General features: G+C 37.3%; 14 protein-coding genes and 1 pseudogene. 6 read left to right on the forward strand and 9 right to left on the reverse strand.

From position 1 onward, the window contains the following. Positions 1-41: 41 nt before the first annotated feature. From asnB to J2S13_RS03725, 3 genes and pseudogenes are all read right to left on the reverse strand, one after another. Positions 42-1,890: pseudogene (gene asnB, locus J2S13_RS03715) on the reverse strand (asparagine synthase (glutamine-hydrolyzing)). 615 nt (positions 1,891-2,505) lie between these two features. Beyond that, positions 2,506-3,561, reverse strand: a complete 1,056-nt coding sequence (locus tag J2S13_RS03720; protein ID WP_307256359.1) for an enoyl-CoA hydratase/isomerase family protein — start codon at positions 3,559-3,561, stop codon at positions 2,506-2,508. 237 nt (positions 3,562-3,798) lie between these two features. Continuing rightward, complete coding sequence (locus J2S13_RS03725; RefSeq protein WP_307256360.1) at positions 3,799-4,410, reverse strand: SAM-dependent methyltransferase; 612 nt, start codon at positions 4,408-4,410, stop codon at positions 3,799-3,801. A gap of 279 nt (positions 4,411-4,689) precedes the next feature. Between J2S13_RS03725 and J2S13_RS03730 the strand changes: the two genes are divergently transcribed. Together J2S13_RS03730 and J2S13_RS03735 are read left to right on the forward strand one after the other, a co-directional pair. Continuing rightward, positions 4,690-5,409, forward strand: coding sequence for a FadR/GntR family transcriptional regulator (locus J2S13_RS03730; RefSeq protein ID WP_307256361.1), 720 nt, complete (start codon positions 4,690-4,692; stop codon positions 5,407-5,409). Next, positions 5,385-6,596, forward strand: coding sequence for a CynX/NimT family MFS transporter (locus J2S13_RS03735; protein WP_307256362.1), 1,212 nt, complete (start codon positions 5,385-5,387; stop codon positions 6,594-6,596). The genes J2S13_RS03730 and J2S13_RS03735 overlap by 25 nt, the downstream gene beginning before the upstream one ends. A gap of 407 nt (positions 6,597-7,003) precedes the next feature. Here J2S13_RS03735 and J2S13_RS03740 read toward each other — a convergent pair whose 3' ends face one another. Continuing rightward, positions 7,004-7,198 (reverse strand): hypothetical protein, encoded by a 195-nt coding sequence (locus J2S13_RS03740; RefSeq protein WP_307256363.1) that lies wholly within the window; start codon positions 7,196-7,198, stop codon positions 7,004-7,006. 484 nt (positions 7,199-7,682) lie between these two features. Between J2S13_RS03740 and J2S13_RS03745 the strand changes: the two genes are divergently transcribed. From J2S13_RS03745 to J2S13_RS03760, 4 genes are all read left to right on the forward strand, one after another. Next, positions 7,683-9,077, forward strand: coding sequence for a protoporphyrinogen oxidase (locus tag J2S13_RS03745; protein WP_307256364.1), 1,395 nt, complete (start codon positions 7,683-7,685; stop codon positions 9,075-9,077). A gap of 311 nt (positions 9,078-9,388) precedes the next feature. Continuing rightward, positions 9,389-10,402 (forward strand): alcohol dehydrogenase AdhP, encoded by a 1,014-nt coding sequence (gene adhP / locus J2S13_RS03750; RefSeq protein ID WP_307256365.1) that lies wholly within the window; start codon positions 9,389-9,391, stop codon positions 10,400-10,402. 161 nt (positions 10,403-10,563) lie between these two features. After that, positions 10,564-12,081, forward strand: a complete 1,518-nt coding sequence (adh, locus tag J2S13_RS03755; protein WP_307256367.1) for an aldehyde dehydrogenase — start codon at positions 10,564-10,566, stop codon at positions 12,079-12,081. 17 nt (positions 12,082-12,098) lie between these two features. After that, positions 12,099-12,446, forward strand: coding sequence for a DUF779 domain-containing protein (locus J2S13_RS03760; protein WP_307256368.1), 348 nt, complete (start codon positions 12,099-12,101; stop codon positions 12,444-12,446). Between the two features lie 41 nt (positions 12,447-12,487). On the opposite strand, the gene J2S13_RS03765 is transcribed toward J2S13_RS03760, so the two are convergent. From J2S13_RS03765 to J2S13_RS03785, 5 genes are all read right to left on the reverse strand, one after another. Beyond that, positions 12,488-13,942, reverse strand: coding sequence for a sigma-54-dependent transcriptional regulator (locus J2S13_RS03765; protein WP_307256369.1), 1,455 nt, complete (start codon positions 13,940-13,942; stop codon positions 12,488-12,490). Positions 13,943-13,959: 17 nt separating this feature from the next. Beyond that, positions 13,960-15,621: a GAF domain-containing sensor histidine kinase gene (locus J2S13_RS03770; protein WP_307256370.1), complete on the reverse strand. Its 1,662-nt coding sequence runs from the start codon at positions 15,619-15,621 to the stop codon at positions 13,960-13,962. Between the two features lie 2 nt (positions 15,622-15,623). Continuing rightward, a complete protein-coding gene (locus tag J2S13_RS03775; RefSeq protein WP_307256372.1) occupies positions 15,624-16,772 on the reverse strand; it encodes an iron-containing alcohol dehydrogenase in 1,149 nt (382 codons plus the stop codon). A 236-nt stretch (positions 16,773-17,008) separates the two neighbouring features. Continuing rightward, complete coding sequence (locus tag J2S13_RS03780; RefSeq protein ID WP_307256373.1) at positions 17,009-19,192, reverse strand: malate synthase G; 2,184 nt, start codon at positions 19,190-19,192, stop codon at positions 17,009-17,011. A gap of 718 nt (positions 19,193-19,910) precedes the next feature. Continuing rightward, on the reverse strand, positions 19,911-20,243 hold the full coding sequence (locus J2S13_RS03785; protein WP_307256374.1) for a thioredoxin family protein: 333 nt from the start codon (positions 20,241-20,243) through the stop codon (positions 19,911-19,913). Between the last annotated feature and the right edge of the window lie 258 nt (positions 20,244-20,501).

Here is a 20,501-nt window from a genome sequence, read left to right on the forward strand (position 1 = left end):
TATTCTACCGTAACAAAAGCGAACATTCTTGTAAAGTAGAATTAATCTATAATATTAATCTGATAATGATCTAGCCATAGATTAATTTGTATTAAGTGCGCCATGAGTTGAGCACCTGTCATAAGCTGGCCAAACCAAGGAACTGTGAATGATGCCCCGTCTGTATCAATCATGTTTTTAACTTTTTGCTTGGAGACTATTTCTAGAAGTGGGGATGTTTTTTGATCAAGAATATGATGTAGCATTCCTTTTACTTGTTTCAAATATTCTGGATGATGTGTTTTAGGGTAGGGGCTTTTTTTTTCGATAAAGAACTTTTTTAGGAAGAACATTTTCTAGAGCCTTCCGCAAGATTCCTTTTTCATACCCATCTAATCGTTTCATTTCCCAGGGGATATTCCACGCATATTCAACAATTCGATGGTCTGCAAAGGGGACACGGACTTCAAGACTAGCTCCCATGCTCATTCGATCCTTTCTTTCCAATAATGTGGTCATAAACGAGACCATATTTAAATAGAACATTTCTCTTCGGCGAGTTTCTTCAGAATTTTCCCCCTCTAGTAGTGGTACCTCAGCGAGCAATTCTTGATACCGCTCCTGAACATATCCTGTTAAATCGAGTTTCCTTTGCCATTTTGTTAAGAGAAGATCTTCTCTTTCTATTTGGGAATTCATCCAAGGAAAACCATTCTGCTCTAATAGTTTCTTTCGATAAAACCATGGATATCCCCCGAAGATTTCATCCGCACATTCACCAGATAATGCAACAGTAAAATCTTGCTTAATTCGTTGACAAAAGTAGAAGAGTGAAGAATCGATATCAGCCATCCCAGGCAAATCACGGGCTATCAGCGCATCCTTTAAATAATGAGCGAGTTCACGATTTTTTATCACAACAGAATGATGAGAGGAATCCAAATATTTTTGCATTTTCTGAATCCATGGTCGATCTTCATCCGGCTGAAATTCGCTCGCTTTAAAAAAATCATGGTTTTGTTCATAATCAATCGAAAAAGTATGAAGAGACCCCCTTCCTTTGTTTTGAAAATATTCAGCAGCAAAAGCGCTAATTGCACTAGAGTCAATCCCGCCAGATAAAAACGTACAAACAGGGACATCGGCGACCAATTGACGACAGACCGCATCCTTTACGAGAAAATGTACATGTTCTATCGTTTCATCTAATGTGTGGGGATGTTTTTGACTTTTTACATTCCAATATCGTTGAATTTTCAAATGATTTCGATCGTAAATGAGAAAATGTGCCGGCCTAAGTTCTTTCATCCCCCTAAATACACCATGGCCTGGAGTATGAGACGGCCCTAAGGCGAAGATTTCTTGTAAGCCTTCTCTATCTATTTCCCGTTTAATATCTGGATGAGTTAATATCGCTTTTAATTCTGAGCCAAAAAGGATAGAACCATTTTCAATTTTATAAAAAAGTGGTTTAACCCCTAGGCGATCTCTTGCTATAAATAGCTTTTCGTTTTGTTGATTCCAAACTGCAAAGGCAAAAATTCCATTTAAATAATCCAAACATTGTTCTTGCCATTCCACATAAGCGGTTAGCAATACTTCTGTATCAGAATGTGAGGTAAATAAATGTCCTCTCTTCTGTAATTCTTTTCTGATTTCTTCCGTATTATAAAGTTCCCCATTATAGACCATTGTATAGGTTTTCCCATGACTTGTTTTAGTCATGGGCTGGACACCACCAATAGGATCCACCACAATGAGGCGTGTATGCCCAAGCAAAGCATGTTGAGAACTCCAAATATTAGATGCATCTGGGCCCCGCTTTGATAAAGTTTTGGTCATTTTTTTTAGGATGGATTCTTTCCTTTTCAAATCTTGCCGAAAATCAACCCAACCTGTAATTCCACACATGGTTTATCACTCTTTTCTTATATTTTTTTAATCCCATCCTTATTTCCTCAGTCACCCTATAGATACCCCCTGGGTCGACGCATACGTATAAGATTCCATATTATGATCTAGATCCTTGTCTTTCTCGCTTTTTTAAGATATAAAATCTGTGGATTCATTATATGATTCGTACAAACTATCATTCCAATATGGATTTTGCATCGAAATCATCCCTTTTTGAGATGAATTGAATCAACGATATTTAGATGGGAAAATTTATTTTTTGAAGGATTCTAAAATTGAGGGTTCTGAATATTATGAATATTGTTATTTTGAATAAAGTAGTAGAGAAATGAAGAGAAGAAGTAACACAGCTTAAGAATACTCTAAGTATTTCATTTATGATCTTTTGGTTTGTTCATTGTCAAAAAAAACCAGGATTTTCACCCTTTATGCGAAAAGCTTACTAATTATTATGTGGAGAATTTTAATCAAATATCCATGATTCTATCAAGGATTGTCCCAAACACCAACCATAAAATTTTACTTTGAAGGATAGTAAAGGTTTAGCAATATGGGACATCCTTTAATTATCGTTTGAATGATAGGAAGAAATTCATAGTATTGGAAGTTTCCTCATATATTTTTAGTCAACGGAATAAAAAATTTTTGTGCAAATTCATCGGAAACATCCGAAAGCTTCTTATACTTGTATTGAGGTGATTGATCTCTGTCAATTAGGACGGATCTTACTCCTTCAAAGAAATCTTCATGTCTCATAAATCTTTTAGCGAGAATCAAATCCATTTCAAAGCATTCGCTCAAGTCCTTATGTTTTGCATCTACCTGTTGTTTTAAAGTTACTTTTAAAGAGACAGGCGATTTTGAAAGAAGTGTTTCTTTTGTCCTCATGGCAAATTCGCTTTCCCCTGCTAAGGAATCAACGATTTCTTCCATCGTTGTATAAGCAAAGTGCTTGTCTATTTCAGTTTGTAAAAGCGAAAGCTCACTCTCATTTTCCGGCAAACTTGCATATTCAGTCACAAGATGATCTAAGGAAGTAGGTAAATCAGCTTGATGCCAATCGAGGTTCTTCACTTTTTGAATAAAACGTTCCAAAGCATCACTTGACATATATAGATCGGCTGCTTTTATATACAATACATCCGCAGGACCAATGATTGAGGCAGATAGGGCTAAATAACGACCGATATAGCCAGGTGCCTTACTTAGAAAATACCCTGCACCAACATCGGGGAAAAATCCAATATTCATTTCTGGCATCGCCCACTTCGTCCGCTCTGTCACAATTCGATGACTCGCACCGAATGTTAGACCAACTCCTCCTCCCATCACTATTCCTTCTAAACAAGCAATGATCGGCTTTGGAAAAGCATACATTTTCCTATCTACTTTGTATTCCTCTCCAAAAAACATTTCAGCTTTTTGCAATGCAGCTTCACTAGACTTAGCTTCATATAGTGCTTTAATGTCTCCTCCTGCACATAAACCTTTATCCCCTGCCCCACGAATCATCACAATTCGAACTTTCGAATCTGTCTTCCATTCATCCAGTTTCTGACCTATTTCTTTCACCATGGTATAAGAAAGTGAATTCAATGCCTTTGGACGATTCAGAGTGATCGAGGCAACACCGTTTTCATTTACAGAAAATAAGACTTCGTTCGTCATAAACCCCTCCTATGATTCTTTAAAAATGGTATTAAAATGAATCTTCTATATGCGAGAGAATGATTCCTGCTATCGAAAAAAATATTTCTTGTATCCCTTTTTGTTTAGCATCTTTTCATTCTATTAATCTAGAATAGAAAATAATAGAAAAAGTCCCCTTCCTCATCCTTTCCATAATTATTATTGTATCTTCCTCTTCTACATTCTATTTCAATTTGTACCGGTTACTATCCTATTTTAGGATGGATTTTTTACAGGCTTTTGTCCAACAAATTGAATGACATGTGATAAACCATTATGTAATTCCCCCTCGTAACGATCGACTTCTCCCGTAAAGAAGTGAAGAATACGCCAATCTTTAAAGGTGTGTAAAAATTCTTCAGGTGCATATAGTAGATCTAACACTTTCGGTCCACCACTGTTATATGGAATTTGGTAATGGGAGTAAACCTCTGTCACAAAATAACCGCCTGGTTTAATCGATTGTTTCACTCCTTGAAGTGCTTTCTTTCTTACTTCTGGCGGAAAATGACCGAATACACATATAATTTCATCCCATTGATTTTCTTGCCACTGGGCTTCATTTAGATCCACAAGCTGAGTTTGGACGCTTACTCCCCTTGATCCAGCCAATTTTTTTGTTTTTTCAAGCCCAGATTTCGCAAAGTCCCAAGTCGTCACATTCATTCCCTGTTCAGCTAAATAAACAGCATTCCGCCCTTCCCCTTCTGCGATCGCCAGAGCATCCCCAGTTAAGTGAAGTTTTGGTTGCATTTCAGTTAAAAAAACATTCGGTTCAGTTCCATAAACATACTTCTTATCTCGAAAACGTTGATCCCAATGATTCATTATGACAACTCCCCTTTCTTGTATTAACTCTAGTTTAACTTTCTTGCATGATTATTTCATTGAATATGAATAGTTAATCTAAATTAGATATCATTCCAATTTATTTATAGACAATAGGAACCCCTTTTAATTCCTCATATATATTCTCAAATTCACGTTGAAACACATTCTATTGATGAATTTATCTTTTGGTTAAAAAACTTGAAATTCCAAAAGTATACGTTAATATATAGTATATACCAATCATCCTACAATTTTTCAAAAAGGGAGCAAAAAATGATGAGTATTAAAAAAGCGACTCGAATTTCTTTAGTTGACCAAGTTGCAACACAAATGGAACAGTTAATTGAAACAGGAACTTGGCCCGTTGGTGAAAAGATCCCACCGGAAATGGAGCTAATGGTGGAATTTGATGTTAGTAGAAATACGTTGCGTGAAGCTGTACGTGCTCTTGTACATGCGGGGCTTTTAGAAACTAAGCAAGGAAGTGGCACAATTGTGCGTTCTTCTAGTTCTTTAGGAGCCGCCATTCACCGACATATTGAAAGAGCCAATCTTTTTGAAACACTCGAAGTTCGGTTAGCGCTAGAAAGAGAAGCAGCACAAAAGGCAGCAGAGCGTCGGAATGACCAGGATATTAAAATATTGCAGGAATCTATGAAAAAATGTTGGGATGCTGCGAAGAACTCTGATCACATTCAATTTATCGAGGCAGATATTTTGTTCCATAAGGCAGTCGTTCAAGCATCTCATAATCAAATGCTTATCGATCTATATGAACATATAACAGACGCACTTAATACCTCTGTTCAAGATTTAACAATGTTAAGAGCGCCTCTCGACTATGAAAAAGAGATCCATCAAGAGCTATATGAGGCGATACTTGCGCAAGATACCGATCAAGCGGTTAAGAACGTAAATAGTTATATGGATGAGTTAAAACGAACATTAACGAATAAGAAAGGAAGCCACATATGGGGGGAAATGCAACAGTATTAGAAAATACGAATAGCAGCAATCAAAAATCACTGTTTTTACTAATGGGAATTATTTTAATCGGGGCAAACTTAAGAGCACCATTAACTTCGGTCGGTCCCCTTATTCCAAATATCCGCAATGATTTAGAAATTAGCAATGCTATTGCAGGGACCATTACAACCTTGCCATTACTTGCATTTGCTTTTTTCTCACCATTTGCACCGAAAATAGCCAATCGATTTGGAATGGAACGTACCATCTTCTATTCTTTAACTCTACTTACCATCGGAATCTTCATACGCTCTTTTCCAGGAACGATTTCACTTTTTACTGGAACGGTCCTAATCGGACTATCGATTGCGTTTGGGAATGTATTACTACCTGGTTTTATAAAATTGAAGTACCCACTTCGGATTGGGGTCGTAACTGGCATTTATGCTGTTTTTATGAATTTGTTTGGAGCTATCGCTTCTGGAGTTAGCGTTCCTCTTACAGCTTTTAAGAGCTTAGGGTGGCAAGGAGCTCTTAGTTCATGGGGAATTCTGTCTTTCATCGCAATGGTGATTTGGCTTCCACAATTATTGTCGAAAAGTAATAATCAAACCGATTTGACTTCTTCCCCACAACATAAAAGTAAAAACATTTGGCGATCAGCTCTAGCATGGAAGATTACTTTATTTATGGGGTTACAGTCGTTAATTTTTTATACACTTATGACATGGTTACCGGAAATCCTTCATTTGCATCACTATAGCTCAAGTTCCGCAGGGTGGATGCTCTTCCTTATGCAATTTGCGATCATTCCCATTACCTTCATCGTCCCTGTGATCGCAGGGAAAATGAAAAACCAAATATTACTTAGTGCTGTAACTGCTTTATTTTTCATTGTTGGTATTGTAGGATTAATCGCCGGAAATCCCATCTTGATCCCTTTTTGGGTAGTGATTATCGGGATTGGGTCTGGAAGTGCTTTTAGTTTATCGATGATGTTTTTTAGTTTGCGTACAACTGACGGGCAACAAGCATCAGAGCTATCTGGTATGGCGCAGTCGTTCGGCTATCTTTTAGCGGCGGTTGGACCTGTTTTATTCGGTGGATTACATGATGCAATGGATAGTTGGACCGTCCCGTTAACGATGTTATTAGGAATTTCTATTATTATATTAATGGTTGGAATTGGTGCAGGAAAAGATAAAATAATCTCTTAAAAAAGGGGCTGTCCGAAAAGTAGTTTTCTAAGCCTAAATCGGTAAAATGCAAAACCCAAGAATGCTGTCATATCAACATTCTTGGGTTTTTAATTTGGGCAAAATTCATATTAAAATGGACTTTTGAGACAGCCCCTTTTTTGTCAACCTTGAATATTCCTTTTTCTATAGGCTACATGAAGATTAGAACTATTGTCGTCATTGTGATTATAAACATCTTTTCGATATTCACATCTCCAATTAGAACTTTCAGAATATGTCCAAATAACTATAGATTTCCTTATCATAGAATTGAAGAAGACCATCTAAATGCACGTTAATAATTGAATAGATTAAATAACCCCCAGCCAATCTGAATTATTTTGTATAAGTGTCTTTTCTGCCTTTGAAGCTCCCCATCTATTTTTCTAATAAATAGCTACTGCATAAAGAATGACTCCTAAGATGAGAGCAATAAAAAGGAAAATATAAATAATCGATAAATTTTTAACATTGCGTGCAGTTGATTGACCATAATTCTTCTCTTGTTTTTTCGCCGCCATTAAAGTCCCGAAAATCGAAAAAATACAGACCAGGACTACCAATAAAATCGCCCATTTCATTTTCAATCTCCTCGTTTCAACCGTAATGATTTTCAAATTGGTTTCGAATCCCCATGCTATTATAATAGTATACAAGTATTCATATATTTTCAATCAATGGGAATTTTAAACATTATGGTTCTGACAAACTATCTACACTTTGCCATTTCCATCTATCCCGCAATCTCCCTATGCTATAATCGCTTTATACTAGGCAAAGAAATGGTAGAGGTGATGGATTTGGAAAATATATGGTTGCCTATCTTACTGATTATGTTTATGATCTATGTATTGATTGGTATTATTTTCCTCCGCTTTATAAAAAAGAAAAAACAACAAAAGAAGGAAAGGACCGAAGCATAATCGGTTCTTTTTTCATTTTCATCAGGAACTTGTTGTTTTTCGGGTATTACATGATATAAACATTGAGTTTACAACTCTTCATCATTTAGAATAGTAATGATACATACTGAAACGCGAACATGAACGTTAGGAGATGAAACATTTGAAAACAGTGGTTGTCATCGGTGGAGGGATTACAGGGCTGTCCACGATGTATTATTTACAAAAGTATACAGGCACAACAAATAAGAAGATCCAACTAATTCTAATAGAAGCGAATGAACATTTAGGAGGGAAAATTCGAACAATCCGGAGCGGCGAATTTATCCTTGAAAGTGGCGCAGATTCGATCGTTGCACGTAAAGAAGGCGTCACCTCACTACTTAAGGAACTTAAGCTTCACGATGAAATCGTGAATAATGCAACGGGGAGATCTTTTATCTATCATCACAATTGCTTAACAGCTATTCCTGAAGAAACGATTTTTGGAATTCCCATGAGCCCAGAAGCGCTGTTTGGTAGTGAATTGATCTCGTCTAAAGGAAAAATGACCGCTTTAAAAGATTTCTTCACGACAAATACGGAATTTACAAAGGACAGTTCAGTCGGTCTATTCCTTGAAGAATTTCTTGGTAAAGAAATCGTAGAAAATCAGATTGCCCCTGTCCTCTCAGGCGTTTATTCTGGCCGTTTGAATGAACTTACATTAGCGACAACCTTACCCTATCTTCTTGATTATAAAAATCAATATGGAAGTATTATGAAAGGATTAGCAGAAAACAAAGAGAAATTCCAATCAGGCAATAAAAAGAAATTCATTTCTTTCCAAAACGGATTATCAACCATCATTGACCGCCTTGAAGAACATCTATCAGACATTCAAATTTTAAAAAACACAAAGGCAACCAAAATTAAACAAACAAAACAAAATTACACGATTGAACTGGCAAACGGTGAATCCATTGAAACAGATTATATTGTTCTTAGCACCCCCCACAATGTTGCTCAATCATTATTACAAAATAAAAAGTTAGACACTCATTTTAATCAGTTATTCAATTCATCACTCATTAGTATCTATCTTGGATTCGATCTTCCGGATTCTCAACTTCCAGCTGATGGAACAGGCTTTATCGTTCCTGAACATAGTGATTTAATTTGCAATGCCTGTACATGGACAAGCAGAAAATGGACACATACTTCAAAACAGAACCATTTATTATTAAGGCTTTTTTATAAAAAAACAAATGAGGAAACATTCAACTATTTAAATCGCCTAACTAAGGAAGAGCTCGTGGAAATTGCATTAAAGGATATTGAAAAAAGTTTAAATATTAAAGGGAAACCTATAACAGTCGAAGTGACGAAATGGCAAGATCAAATGCCTAAATATCATCTCCAGCATAGGAAAATTATTCAATCCTTAACGGAAGACCTTTCAGTTCTTTACCCCAATATTTTATTAGCTGGCTGTTCTTATTTTGGTGTAGGAATTGGCGATTGTATTGAAAATGGGAGAAAAACTGCCCAGCAATTAATCCATCAATTAACAAAATAATTGTAAATTTAAAGGATAGCCCAAACCACTTTAGGGTCGATGGGGTTATCCTCTTTTTATGTACCTAAAAAATACATCCATCCTCGCATAAATAATATCTCCCTCTATTTTGACTATTTTAAATCTCCATTTTTGATCTTACCAATATTCGGAATATTCAACGTTTTATAGGTATGAGCAGCGCTTTTTCGGATCGAATTGCCGAAAAATCGGCAATTCTTTTTATTAAAATCAATAGAATCATGATTTTAGAGATTGGCACGGTTCTTGCTATATAAAAAGTGAATACATTCTGAAAGGGGATTGGAAGAATGAAAGCAGCAGTTGTGAATGAATTTAAACAAAAATTAGAAATTAAAGAGGTAGAAAAGCCGTCATTGGATTACGGGGAGGTTCTCGTAAAAATAGAGGCATGTGGAGTTTGTCACACGGATCTTCATGCTGCTCATGGTGATTGGCCAGTCAAACCGAAATTGCCTTTAATTCCTGGTCATGAAGGAGTTGGAATTGTAACTGAGGTCGGTGAAGGGGTTAAATCGGTCAAAGTTGGAGATCGAGTAGGAATTCCTTGGTTATATTCGGCTTGCGGAGAATGTGAATACTGCTTAAGTGGCCAAGAAACTCTTTGCCCACATCAACTTAACGGTGGATATTCTATTGATGGTGGTTATGCCGAGTATTGTAAAGCGCCCGCTGATTATGTGGCTAGAATCCCTAAACACCTTGATCCAGTTGAAATTGCCCCGATTTTATGTGCAGGTGTCACAACTTATAAAGCGTTGAAAATTTCGGGAGCCAAACCTGGGGATTGGGTGGCCATTTATGGAATTGGTGGTTTAGGTCATATCGCCTTACAATACGCAAAAGCAATGGGCTTTAATGTGGTCGCTGTAGACATTAGTGATGAGAAATCACAATTAGCCAAACAATTAGGTGCAGACATTGCGATTAACGGCTTAGAGAAGGATCCGGTTGAAGCTATTCATCAAGAAGTCGGCGGTGTACAAGCATCCATCAGTGTAGCTGTTACAAAAATTGCTTTCGAACAAGCTTATCAATCTGTCAAACGCGGCGGTACCCTCGTCGTAGTCGGATTGCCACACGATACTCTGCCAATCCCTATTTTCAATACCGTTCTAAACGGAGTGACTGTAAAGGGTTCCATCGTAGGAACGAGAAAAGATATGCAGGAAGCAATCGATTTTGTTGCCCGTGGGAAAGTTCGAGCAAATATTGAAACCGCTCCTCTAGAAAAAATCAATGAAGTATTTGAACAAATGGAAAAAGGGAAAATTAACGGTCGAATCGTACTGACAATCGATTAATCTACGCATTTTGAAACTTCGTCCATAAGATATACTGATAATTTGGCCTCTGCCAATCATAATGAAAATCCTCTTTGTTCTGCAGGGGCTCCTTAAGTTTCATCTATTAAAATATAAAGCTATATTACCCAAATCTTTATAGCTTAAGGGGGACAATATTCATGATCTATCAACAACCAGGAACTCCAAATTCAATGGTTCAATTCAAGAAAAAATATGATAATTACATTAATGGGGAATGGACACCGCCTCTAACGGGTCAATACTTTGAAAATATTACCCCCGTTACAGGAGAAGTTTTTTGTAAAGTGGCACGATCAGAAGCGGCGGATATAGAATTAGCACTAGATGCTGCCCATACTGCAAAAGAGTCTTGGGGAAAAACATCCCCCGCAGAACGTGCAAATATTTTAAATAAAATTGCCGACCGGATGGAAGAAAATCTTGAAAAGCTTGCTGTAGCTGAAACTTGGGATAATGGAAAGGCCGTAAGAGAAACTTTAAACGCAGACATTCCACTAGCCATTGATCACTTCCGATATTTTGCTGGAGCGATTCGAGCGCAAGAAGGTACACTTAGCCAAATCGATGAACATACCGTTGCCTATCATTTTCACGAACCACTTGGGGTGGTCGGTCAAATCATCCCATGGAATTTTCCATTATTAATGGCTACATGGAAAGTAGCCCCTGCCCTTGCCGCTGGGAACTGTATTGTCTTAAAACCCGCTGAACAAACACCCGCTTCGATTATGGTGTTAATGGAATTAATTGCGGATTTACTCCCTCCAGGCGTGTTAAATATTGTCAATGGATTCGGGATAGAAGCCGGGAAACCACTAGCGTCCAATCCGCGAATTTCCAAAATTGCATTCACTGGTGAAACGACAACAGGACGATTGATTATGCAATATGCATCACAAAATATTATCCCCGTTACCCTTGAATTAGGAGGGAAATCCCCTAATATTTTCTTTCAAGATGTAATGGAAAAAGAGGATGCATATTTAAATAAAGCAATCGAAGGATTTGTTCTATTTGCCTTAAATCAAGGGGAAGTATGTACTTGCCCATCACGTGCCCTCATCCAGGAATCAATTTATGATCAGTTCATGGAACGAGCATTAGAGCGAGTGAAAAATATTCAGACTGGAAATCCATTAGATACCGAAACGATGATGGGCGCACAAGCCTCTTCAGAACAAATGAAAAAAATTCTTTCCTATATAGATATCGGTAAACAAGAAGGAGCCCAATGCCTGATCGGTGGGAATCAAAATAAAATTTCAGGATTTGAAAACGGATATTACGTTCAACCAACCGTTTTCAAGGGTCATAATGACATGAGAATTTTCCAAGAGGAAATATTCGGCCCCGTCGTTTCAGTCACAACTTTCAAGGATGAAGAAGAAGCTATGCACATAGCCAATGATACATTATATGGTTTAGGGGCTGGTGTCTGGACGAGAAACGGAAATATTGCCTATCGATTTGGAAGAGGGATTCAGGCTGGACGTGTATGGACGAACTGTTACCATGCTTATCCTGCTCATGCTGCTTTCGGAGGCTATAAAATGTCCGGAATTGGAAGAGAAACTCATCATATGATGCTTAGCCATTATCAACAAACAAAAAATATGCTCGTTAGCTATAGTCCCGATGCCCTAGGATTCTTTTAGAGTAAGGGGGAATTCATTTGAATCCACAACTCGTTGTAACAGAAGAAGCCCGAAATTTTGTTCAAATGCTAAAATCGAAACATGGTCAACTGATTTTTCATCTTTCAGGTGGATGCTGTGATGGTTCTACCCCTATGTGTTACCAGGAATCTGATTTTCTGATCGGTTCCAGTGACCGGAAACTAGGAGAGATTGAAGGCTGTTCTTTTTATATTCATGTAAATCAATATGAATATTGGAAAAATTCACAGCTAATCATTGATATTTCAAATGGGCGTGGAGGTGTTTTCTCCTTAGAATCAGCTGAAGGAAAAAGATTTATGCTTCAATCAAATATTCTGTCTCATGATGAAAATCGCCCTTAATGAACGACATCATGAGCAAACCACTTGTTTTCAGGGACATTTCAAGAATGGAAATGTCCCTTTTCTTTTAATAAGTATCGCAATTTTCGTTCAGTGATATTGAGCATTTTTGCTGCTTCTTTTCGATTTCCAACGGTTTCCTTTAATGCTTTCGTAACGAAGGCTTTTCCAATCAAGTCTTCGAGTTGCCTCACTTCTTGTAAAATATCATCCAAGTCAATCGCTTGATCGCTTTTCCAACTCATAAGAATTTGCTTGACTTTATCCATTACATACGGCTCAAAGTGAGTCGTATATTGATCTGTTTTCTTTTGAACTGAAAGGAGCTTCGTTGGATGGATTTTTGAATGTCTTATTTTATCAGGTAAAAATGGCGGAGTGATAATCGATACCTCATCTTCTGCTAAGGTGACAGAACGTTTGATCACATTAAATAGTTCCCGAATATTTCCAGGCCATGTGTACTGCGACATTAATTCTATGGCCTCATTCGAAAAGGTCAAAGGACTTTCTAATTTCTTTAAAAAGAATTCGATTAAAAGGGGGAGATCTTCCTTTCTTTCACGTAAAGGGGGAATATTTAATTTGACAACATCCAATCGATATAATAAATCTTCCCTAAACTTTTTCTCAGCGACCGCATGAGCCAAATTCACATGGGAAGCTGCGATGACTCGGGTATGTGTTTTACATATTTTTTCTCCTCCAACCCTCATGTAGTCACCTGTTTCCAACACTCTTAGTAACTTCACTTGTGTGGCCATGGAAGCTTCCCCAATTTCGTCTAAAAATAATGTCCCCTTATTGGCGATTTCGACGACCCCTTTTTTTTCCTTCAAAGCACCTGTAAAGGCACCTTTTTCATGTCCAAATAATTCACTTTCAAGAAGAGATTCTGAAATGGCTCCACAGTTCATGCTGATAAATGGATTTTCAGAGCGCAAACTCGCCTGATGGATAAAATGAGCCAACACTTCTTTCCCCGTTCCCGTTTCCCCTTCAATTAAAACGTTTACATTTTTCTTAGCAATTTTATAGGCAATTTTTACAAGATGTTTCATCTCCAAATGCTCGCCAATAACGAACCCCACCCTATCGGCTAATATTTCAAGATCACTTTCAATGGGTGTAGCCGGTCGTTTAAGTAACTGGTCAATCAATTCTTCTAACTCATCGAGATTATCAAACGGTTTTTCAATATAATCACTTGCTCCAAATTTGATAGCTTCGACAGCTGTTTTCACCGTACTATACCCCGTCATAACAATGACTTTACACGCTGGATGGGTTTTCTTCATTTCCTTTAATAGATCTATTCCATTTCCATCTGGAAGCATGACATCTATTAAGGATAAATCATAGGATCGCTCCATAATCTTTTGTTGGGAATCTTTATAGCTATGGCCAAGGGTCACGGCATATCCTTTGTCTTTAAGTAGATGGTAAAAAAAGGTTCCCACCTCTTTTTCATCATCAATGACAAGCACATTGATCATAATGTTTCCACCTCATTCTAGTCTGCTTTGATAGGTATTTTTAAAGTAAATATACTCCCTTCATCCAGAACACTATGAACAGAAATTGTCCCTCCATGTGCTTCGGCAATTCCGAGACTGACTGATAAACCTAAACCTGTCCCTTTCCCTAAACTTTTCATGGTGAAAAATGGATTAAATATCTCTTGCAAAGAATGAGGATGAATCCCGATTCCATTATCCTCTACAGAAAGATAGACCCACTTCTCCCCCTCTTCAATACATGAAAAGGAACGAATGATCATTTCTTTTTTTGGTCGCCCACACTCCTCTAAAGCATCTTTCGCATTTATTAATAAGTTTAAAATCACTTGCCCTATTTGTTGAACACTGCCATCAATCAACGGTAAATGAGGGTCAAGTTGTTTCGTTAGGAAAATATGTTGTTTTTTCAATTGGTCACCAATTAGCCCTAATACTTGATCCACTGCCTCATTAACGGAACATTGTTGAAATAAATATTCTTCCTGACGGGAGAATGTTAATAAATTTTGGATAATTGATTTGCAACGTTTCCCGCATTGATGGATATCCTTTAATAATTGAAAAGTTCGATCTTCCTCTTTTACATTTCTAAGTAAAAGCTGAGCATTTCCAAGAATGGCGGTGAGTGGATTATTTAACTCATGGGCAACTCCTGCTGCCATTTCCCCGATTGCTGCTAATTTTCCGGATTGCAATAAATGCATTTCAATCTGGCTTTTTTCTGTAATGTCATTCAAATAAACAATGACAGAATACAATTCCTGTTGATCATTAAAGACAGGGTAAGAATGTAATTCACAGACACGCATATTAAAATGAATTTGTTTATGGACGGGTTTTCTCGTAAGAATCGCTTCTTCAAAAGGACTTTCATTTCTTTCAAGTTTTAATACTTGATGAAAATCTAAAGGTGCCCCCTCCTTATCTAAATCCATCAACTCCGTCACTGCATCATTATATCGAATAATCTCACCTTTAATATTGACTAGAAAAATCATATCCGATACTGCTCGGAATGTCTCTTCCCATTCTTTCTTACTTGTATAGGCTTCATTGTAAAGACGAGCATTAGATATACAAACTGCTAATTGATCACCTAATTGACGAAAAAAAGTAATGTCTGATTGGTCATACTGAACGACTTGTTGACTGCCCACACTTAATAATCCAATCGCCTTTTCTTTACAAATAAGTGGCAGGAGCAATACACATTGAATATCTAATTCAGTTAATGCTTGTTTCTCAACATATAAGATTTCCTCTTCTTTTTTATTAATTTGATAGAAAAGATAGTTCCTTGATTCAAACGCCCGCCAATAAATAGAATGTTCCTTTGGGGGAGCGTATCCTTTTTGAAAATAAGTAGAATGAGAGGGGTATACATTCGATAAAGTCAAATTGCCCTCTTCATAGCTAAAGAGACTAATTCGCTTTACAGAAAAAATTTTATTCAGTTTTCCGAAAATATTTTTCAACATCTCATCCATTGACATGTCAATATTAAAACTTTTGGTCACATCATTAATAATTTCTAACTGCATATTCCTTTTTTTTAATTCACGAACGGTTTTTTTCAGTTCCGTATAATAACTCTTTTTCGATGATTGTACACCTGTTAAACGATGAATCATCTCTACTTGGTCATTCGTCCGCATCTTTACCACGCCCTTTTGAATAAGTTCTCAAGTTCATTTATTGTCATATCACGTGGATTTGTGATCATACATGCATCTTTAATCGCCATTTGACTCATCAATGGAATTACCTCTTCCTCTATCCCCATTTTCGAAAGACTGTCTGGGGCATCGATATCTTTTAGTAATTGTTTAATTGATTCTATTCCTTGTTTTCCCGCTTCTACTTCTGGTATTCCATGGGTATTAACCCCTAAAAGGTAAGCAATCTCGGAAAACTTCTTTGGATTTGCAAGTAAATTAAATTCCATTACATGTGGAAGTAGAATCGAATTGACTTCACCATGGAGCATCGGATACCTACCTCCAATGGTATGTGACATCGCATGGACCGCACCTAGAATGGCATTAGAAAAAGCTAATCCCGCCTGTAAACTAGCGATGGCCATTTGGAGTTTTGCTTCCTTGTTCATTTTTGAGGCGACAGATGGACGCAAATAATTTGCCACTAACTTAATCGCATTTTGTGCATGTACGTCTGTTAAAGGGGTTGCGGCCAAACTGACATAGGCTTCAATCCCATGTGTTAATACGTCTATTCCGGTAGCAGCGGTTAGCAACGCACTTTTCGTTGCAAGGGTATCGGGATCCACGATGGCAATATCCGGGACGAGTGATTTTGAAACGATTGTCATTTTTTTCTTCCATTTCGTATGGACGATAACGGAAAATTGTGAAACTTCCGAACCCGAACCTGCTGTTGTTGGGATCATGATCAATGGGGGAAGTGGTCTATTAATTTTATCCACTCCTTCATAATCTTCAATCTCCCCGCCATTTGTGGAAAGGATCGCAATCGCTTTTGCAGCGTCCATCGCACTCCCTCCCCCAATCCCAATGATAGCGTCACATTCTTTCTCTACATACAGTTGACATCCCTTTTCAACTTCATGATCTTTCGGATTCACCGTTATATCAGAAAATGTATGAACTTTCAACCCCGCTTTTTTACAATCATCCATAACAACTTCTAACCACCCAGTCTCTATCACACCAGAATCACTCACAATAAATACATTTGTAGCTCCTAATCGTATGCAGCTCTCCCCAACCTGTTTGAGGGAACCCGCACCAAAAATTACCTCTGGCATCACAAATTTATGAATATTCATTTCATCACCTATCGACAGATTTTTTATACTATTTCTTCTTTCTTAAAGAAATTCCTGCAATTCTAGGTGATTTAAGCGTAGAACTTATTCCCATTTCGAAATTTTATCCCAGTAGGTGCTGAAGGCTTGCCGTGATCAACATATTTAAAGGGTAACCACAGTTCTAAATTTTATAGTACGCTAAATACCAATAAAAAAAGAGCTCCCGAGATCGGACGGGAACCCTTCTTTTCACATTACTGAGTAATAGCTGTTCCATATTTTGCTTTTGCTTCTTGACGACGACGGTGTAAAATTGGCTCAGTGTAACCATTTGGTTGGTCATACGCCTTGAATACTAAATCGCATGCAGCTTGGAAAGCAACGGAATCATCAAAGTTTGGAGCCATTGGACGATAAGCAACATCTCCAGCATTTTGTTTATCTACAACTTTTGCCATACGTTTCATTGTTTCTAATACTTGTTCCTCTGTACAAATCCCATGATGTAGCCAGTTAGCAACATGTTGACTGGAAATACGAAGAGTAGCACGGTCTTCCATTAACCCAATGTTGTTAATATCCGGAACTTTTGAACAACCGACCCCTTGATCAATCCAACGAACAACATAACCAAGAATTCCTTGTGAATTATTATCAAGTTCTTGTTGGATCTCCTCAGGACTCCAGTTTGGATTTTCTGCCACTGGAACTTGTAGGATTTCATCTGTGTAATCTTTAATGCTAGCTACCAATTCTTTCTGAACTTCCTGTACATTCACTTGATGGTAATGAAGTGCGTGTAATGTAGCGGCCGTAGGTGATGGAACCCATGCTGTGTTCGCACCAGCTTGAAGGTGGCCGATTTTTTGCTTTAACATTTCTGCCATTAGGTCAGGCATTGCCCACATTCCTTTACCAATTTGAGCATGACCTGGTAAACTGCAATTTAAACCATTTGCCACATTCGATTTTTCGTATGATTGCAACCATGTGGCAGATTTCATTTCATTTTTTCGAATCATTGGACCCGCTTCCATAGAAGTATGCATTTCATCCCCTGTACGATCAAGGAATCCAGTGTTAATGAAAGCAATTCTTTCTTTTACTTCACGGATACAAGCTTTTAAGTTTAAAGATGTGCGGCGTTCTTCATCCATAACACCGATTTTTAATGTGTTGCGCTCTAAACCTAACATCTCTTCAATACGGTTAAATAAAGTATTAGCGAATGCTACTTCTTTTGATCCATGCATTTTTGGTTTGACAATATAGATCGATCCTTCTTTGGAGTTGATCATTTCACCTTTACTTAACAAATTGTGCTTGGCGATTAAACTCGTAATCACTCCATCTAGAATTCCTTCATGTATTTCTTGACCATCTTTATCTAAAATGGCATCACTTGTCATCAAATGGCCGACATTACGGACAAACATAAGAGAACGTCCTGATAATGTAATCATTTCTCCTGTTGTAGATGTATAGGTACGATCTGGATTTAATGTACGAGTAACCGTTTTGCCTCCCTTTTTGAAGGTAGCAGATAAATCACCTTTCATTAATCCAAGCCAGTTGCGGTACACTAACACTTTATCATCTGCATCCACGGCAGCAACAGAATCTTCACAGTCCATAATCGTTGTAACAGCAGATTCTATATAAACGTCCTTCACACCAGCAGCATCTGTTTTTCCAATTGGATGATCCGCATCGATTTGGATTTCGATATGTAATCCATTATTTTTTAACAAGATGGCTGTTGGAGCTTCTGGTTCTCCTTGATAGCCTAGTAGTTTAGAAGGATCTTGTAGGCCAGCTGTTTTCCCACCTTTAAGTGTGACAACCAATTGCCCATTATTGACGACATATTTTTCTGCATCTTTATGAGATCCTTCTGCTAATGGCACTGATTGGTCTAGGAAATTTCGTGCAAACTCGATGACTTTATTTCCACGAACAGGGTTATAGGACTTTCCACGCTCAGCACCATTTTCCTCACTGATGGCATCCGTTCCATAAAGAGCATCATAAAGACTTCCCCATCTAGCATTTGCCGCATTGATCGCATAACGAGCATTGTTTATTGGCACTACTAATTGCGGACCAGCTTGAACAGCTACTTCTTCATCCACATTTTGGGTTGACACTTCGAAGTCTTCTACCTGTCCTTCTAGATAACCAATTTCCTCCAAAAACGATTTATATTGATCAAATGAATAGTTTGGATTTTCTTTATGCCAAGCGTTAATCGCTTTTTGTAACTCAACACGTCGATTCAATAATGCTTTATTTTCTGGCTCCAAATCATGAATCAACTGATCAAAATCAGCCCAAAATTTTTCACGGTCTACATTGCTTCCAGGTAGGGCTTCAGTGTTAATAAAATCGTAAAGCATTTCAGCCACTTGAATATTGGCAATTTTCACATATTTTTGCATAAACGATCTCTCCTCACGTTAGATAATAGAATGGGTTTTCTACGATAAATGGAAAATCCTTTTCTGTATTACAACAGGTTATTTCCATTATAACAAATAGTTTTTGAATTTTCCGATATTTAAATCGGATTTTTCTCAAAAATATATTCTTTAAATAAATATAGCGGTTAGACTTTCCCTATTTTGTTATTTTGCATTAATAACGCTATTAATAACCAAATGTTGTAAACAAAAGTTGAATCTAGGATTTTCCATATTTCAATTTATTCCTAACTGTATTATAACAGATAATTTTTCCTATAGCAAAACCATTTTGAATATTTGGATACTTTTTATCTTAAGATTTATTTAACAGAAAAAATGCGTAAGCGCCTTGATCATCGACGTACGGATTTCGTAGTCGCAGGCGAGATAAAGGGAACACAATGAGGTTGTTCTCGAGCTGATATTGACTTAACGTAAGGAAAAGACGGAGCGAAACAACATTTATAAAGTTCAACAAACATTTAGTAGGGGTTTCCTTCATCCCCCACTGAATGTTTGTTGAACTTGTCGGTCCTTTAGGGGCCGTGATCCTCCACCTACTCTTTGTTTCCAAATCATTTTGATCTGGAGGTTTTACTGCTCATTAAGGCAGGATAAAGGGTTATCGACAGTTCTAAATTTTCCCCAAAACAATCAATCCATTACTCGCTTGGATAACCTCTAGACATCCTTTTTATTCATCCTCCATGAAAGTAACCAATCGAGAAAGCTGTGAGCGGAATTCTTCGATTGGGACGAATCTTGCTTTTCTAAACATTTCTTTTCCTTCAACGAAAACGATTACAACCGGAACTGTAAAGATAGAGTAAACCCCAGCAATTTCTGGAATTTCATCTGCATTTACATGAAGGGATACAACTTGAGGGAAATCCTCCACTAAAACCTTCTCTATTTGAGGTAATAACCCATGGCAGACGGAACAATCAGGTCTTGAAATATAAATAATGGATAACTTACTTTTTTCAATAGTGGATTGCAAGTCTTCTAATGTACGAACGGAATTCATATGATTTCCTACTTTCTAGTGTTTTTGATAAGTTAATGATGAAATTATTATACCAACCATTGATCTTCTCGCATTGTTCATTTCCACTTCGACAAAAGGGTAGAGATGCACCAATTTACAGTCTCCCATCGATCGAAGTTCTCCCATGCAAAAAGATAATGGATTTATGTTTAAGATATCAAAAACATCTATGTGAAACAATTTTATTGCACAGATAAATAAAGAGTTATAACGCCTATTCGTAACGGTAATAACCTT

Origin of the sequence: Oikeobacillus pervagus, assembly GCF_030813365.1 — a bacterium.
Classification (GTDB): Bacteria; Bacillota; Bacilli; order Bacillales; family DSM-23947; genus Oikeobacillus; species Oikeobacillus pervagus.

What these genes read in the sequence shown, in the direction of transcription:
- J2S13_RS03720 (WP_307256359.1), bottom strand. Translation starts at nt 3,561, where the DNA reads ATGACGAACGAAGTCTTATTTTCTGTAAATGAAAACGGTGTTGCCTCG.
- J2S13_RS03725 (WP_307256360.1), bottom strand. Translation starts at nt 4,410, where the DNA reads ATGAATCATTGGGATCAACGTTTTCGAGATAAGAAGTATGTTTATGGA.
- J2S13_RS03730 (WP_307256361.1), top strand. Translation starts at nt 4,690, where the DNA reads ATGAGTATTAAAAAAGCGACTCGAATTTCTTTAGTTGACCAAGTTGCA.
- J2S13_RS03735 (WP_307256362.1), top strand. Translation starts at nt 5,385, where the DNA reads ATGGGGGGAAATGCAACAGTATTAGAAAATACGAATAGCAGCAATCAA.
- J2S13_RS03740 (WP_307256363.1), bottom strand. Translation starts at nt 7,198, where the DNA reads ATGAAATGGGCGATTTTATTGGTAGTCCTGGTCTGTATTTTTTCGATT.
- adhP (WP_307256365.1), top strand. Translation starts at nt 9,389, where the DNA reads ATGAAAGCAGCAGTTGTGAATGAATTTAAACAAAAATTAGAAATTAAA.
- adh (WP_307256367.1), top strand. Translation starts at nt 10,564, where the DNA reads ATGATCTATCAACAACCAGGAACTCCAAATTCAATGGTTCAATTCAAG.
- J2S13_RS03765 (WP_307256369.1), bottom strand. Translation starts at nt 13,942, where the DNA reads ATGATCAATGTGCTTGTCATTGATGATGAAAAAGAGGTGGGAACCTTT.
- J2S13_RS03770 (WP_307256370.1), bottom strand. Translation starts at nt 15,621, where the DNA reads ATGCGGACGAATGACCAAGTAGAGATGATTCATCGTTTAACAGGTGTA.
- J2S13_RS03775 (WP_307256372.1), bottom strand. Translation starts at nt 16,772, where the DNA reads ATGAATATTCATAAATTTGTGATGCCAGAGGTAATTTTTGGTGCGGGT.
- J2S13_RS03780 (WP_307256373.1), bottom strand. Translation starts at nt 19,192, where the DNA reads ATGCAAAAATATGTGAAAATTGCCAATATTCAAGTGGCTGAAATGCTT.
- J2S13_RS03785 (WP_307256374.1), bottom strand. Translation starts at nt 20,243, where the DNA reads ATGAATTCCGTTCGTACATTAGAAGACTTGCAATCCACTATTGAAAAA.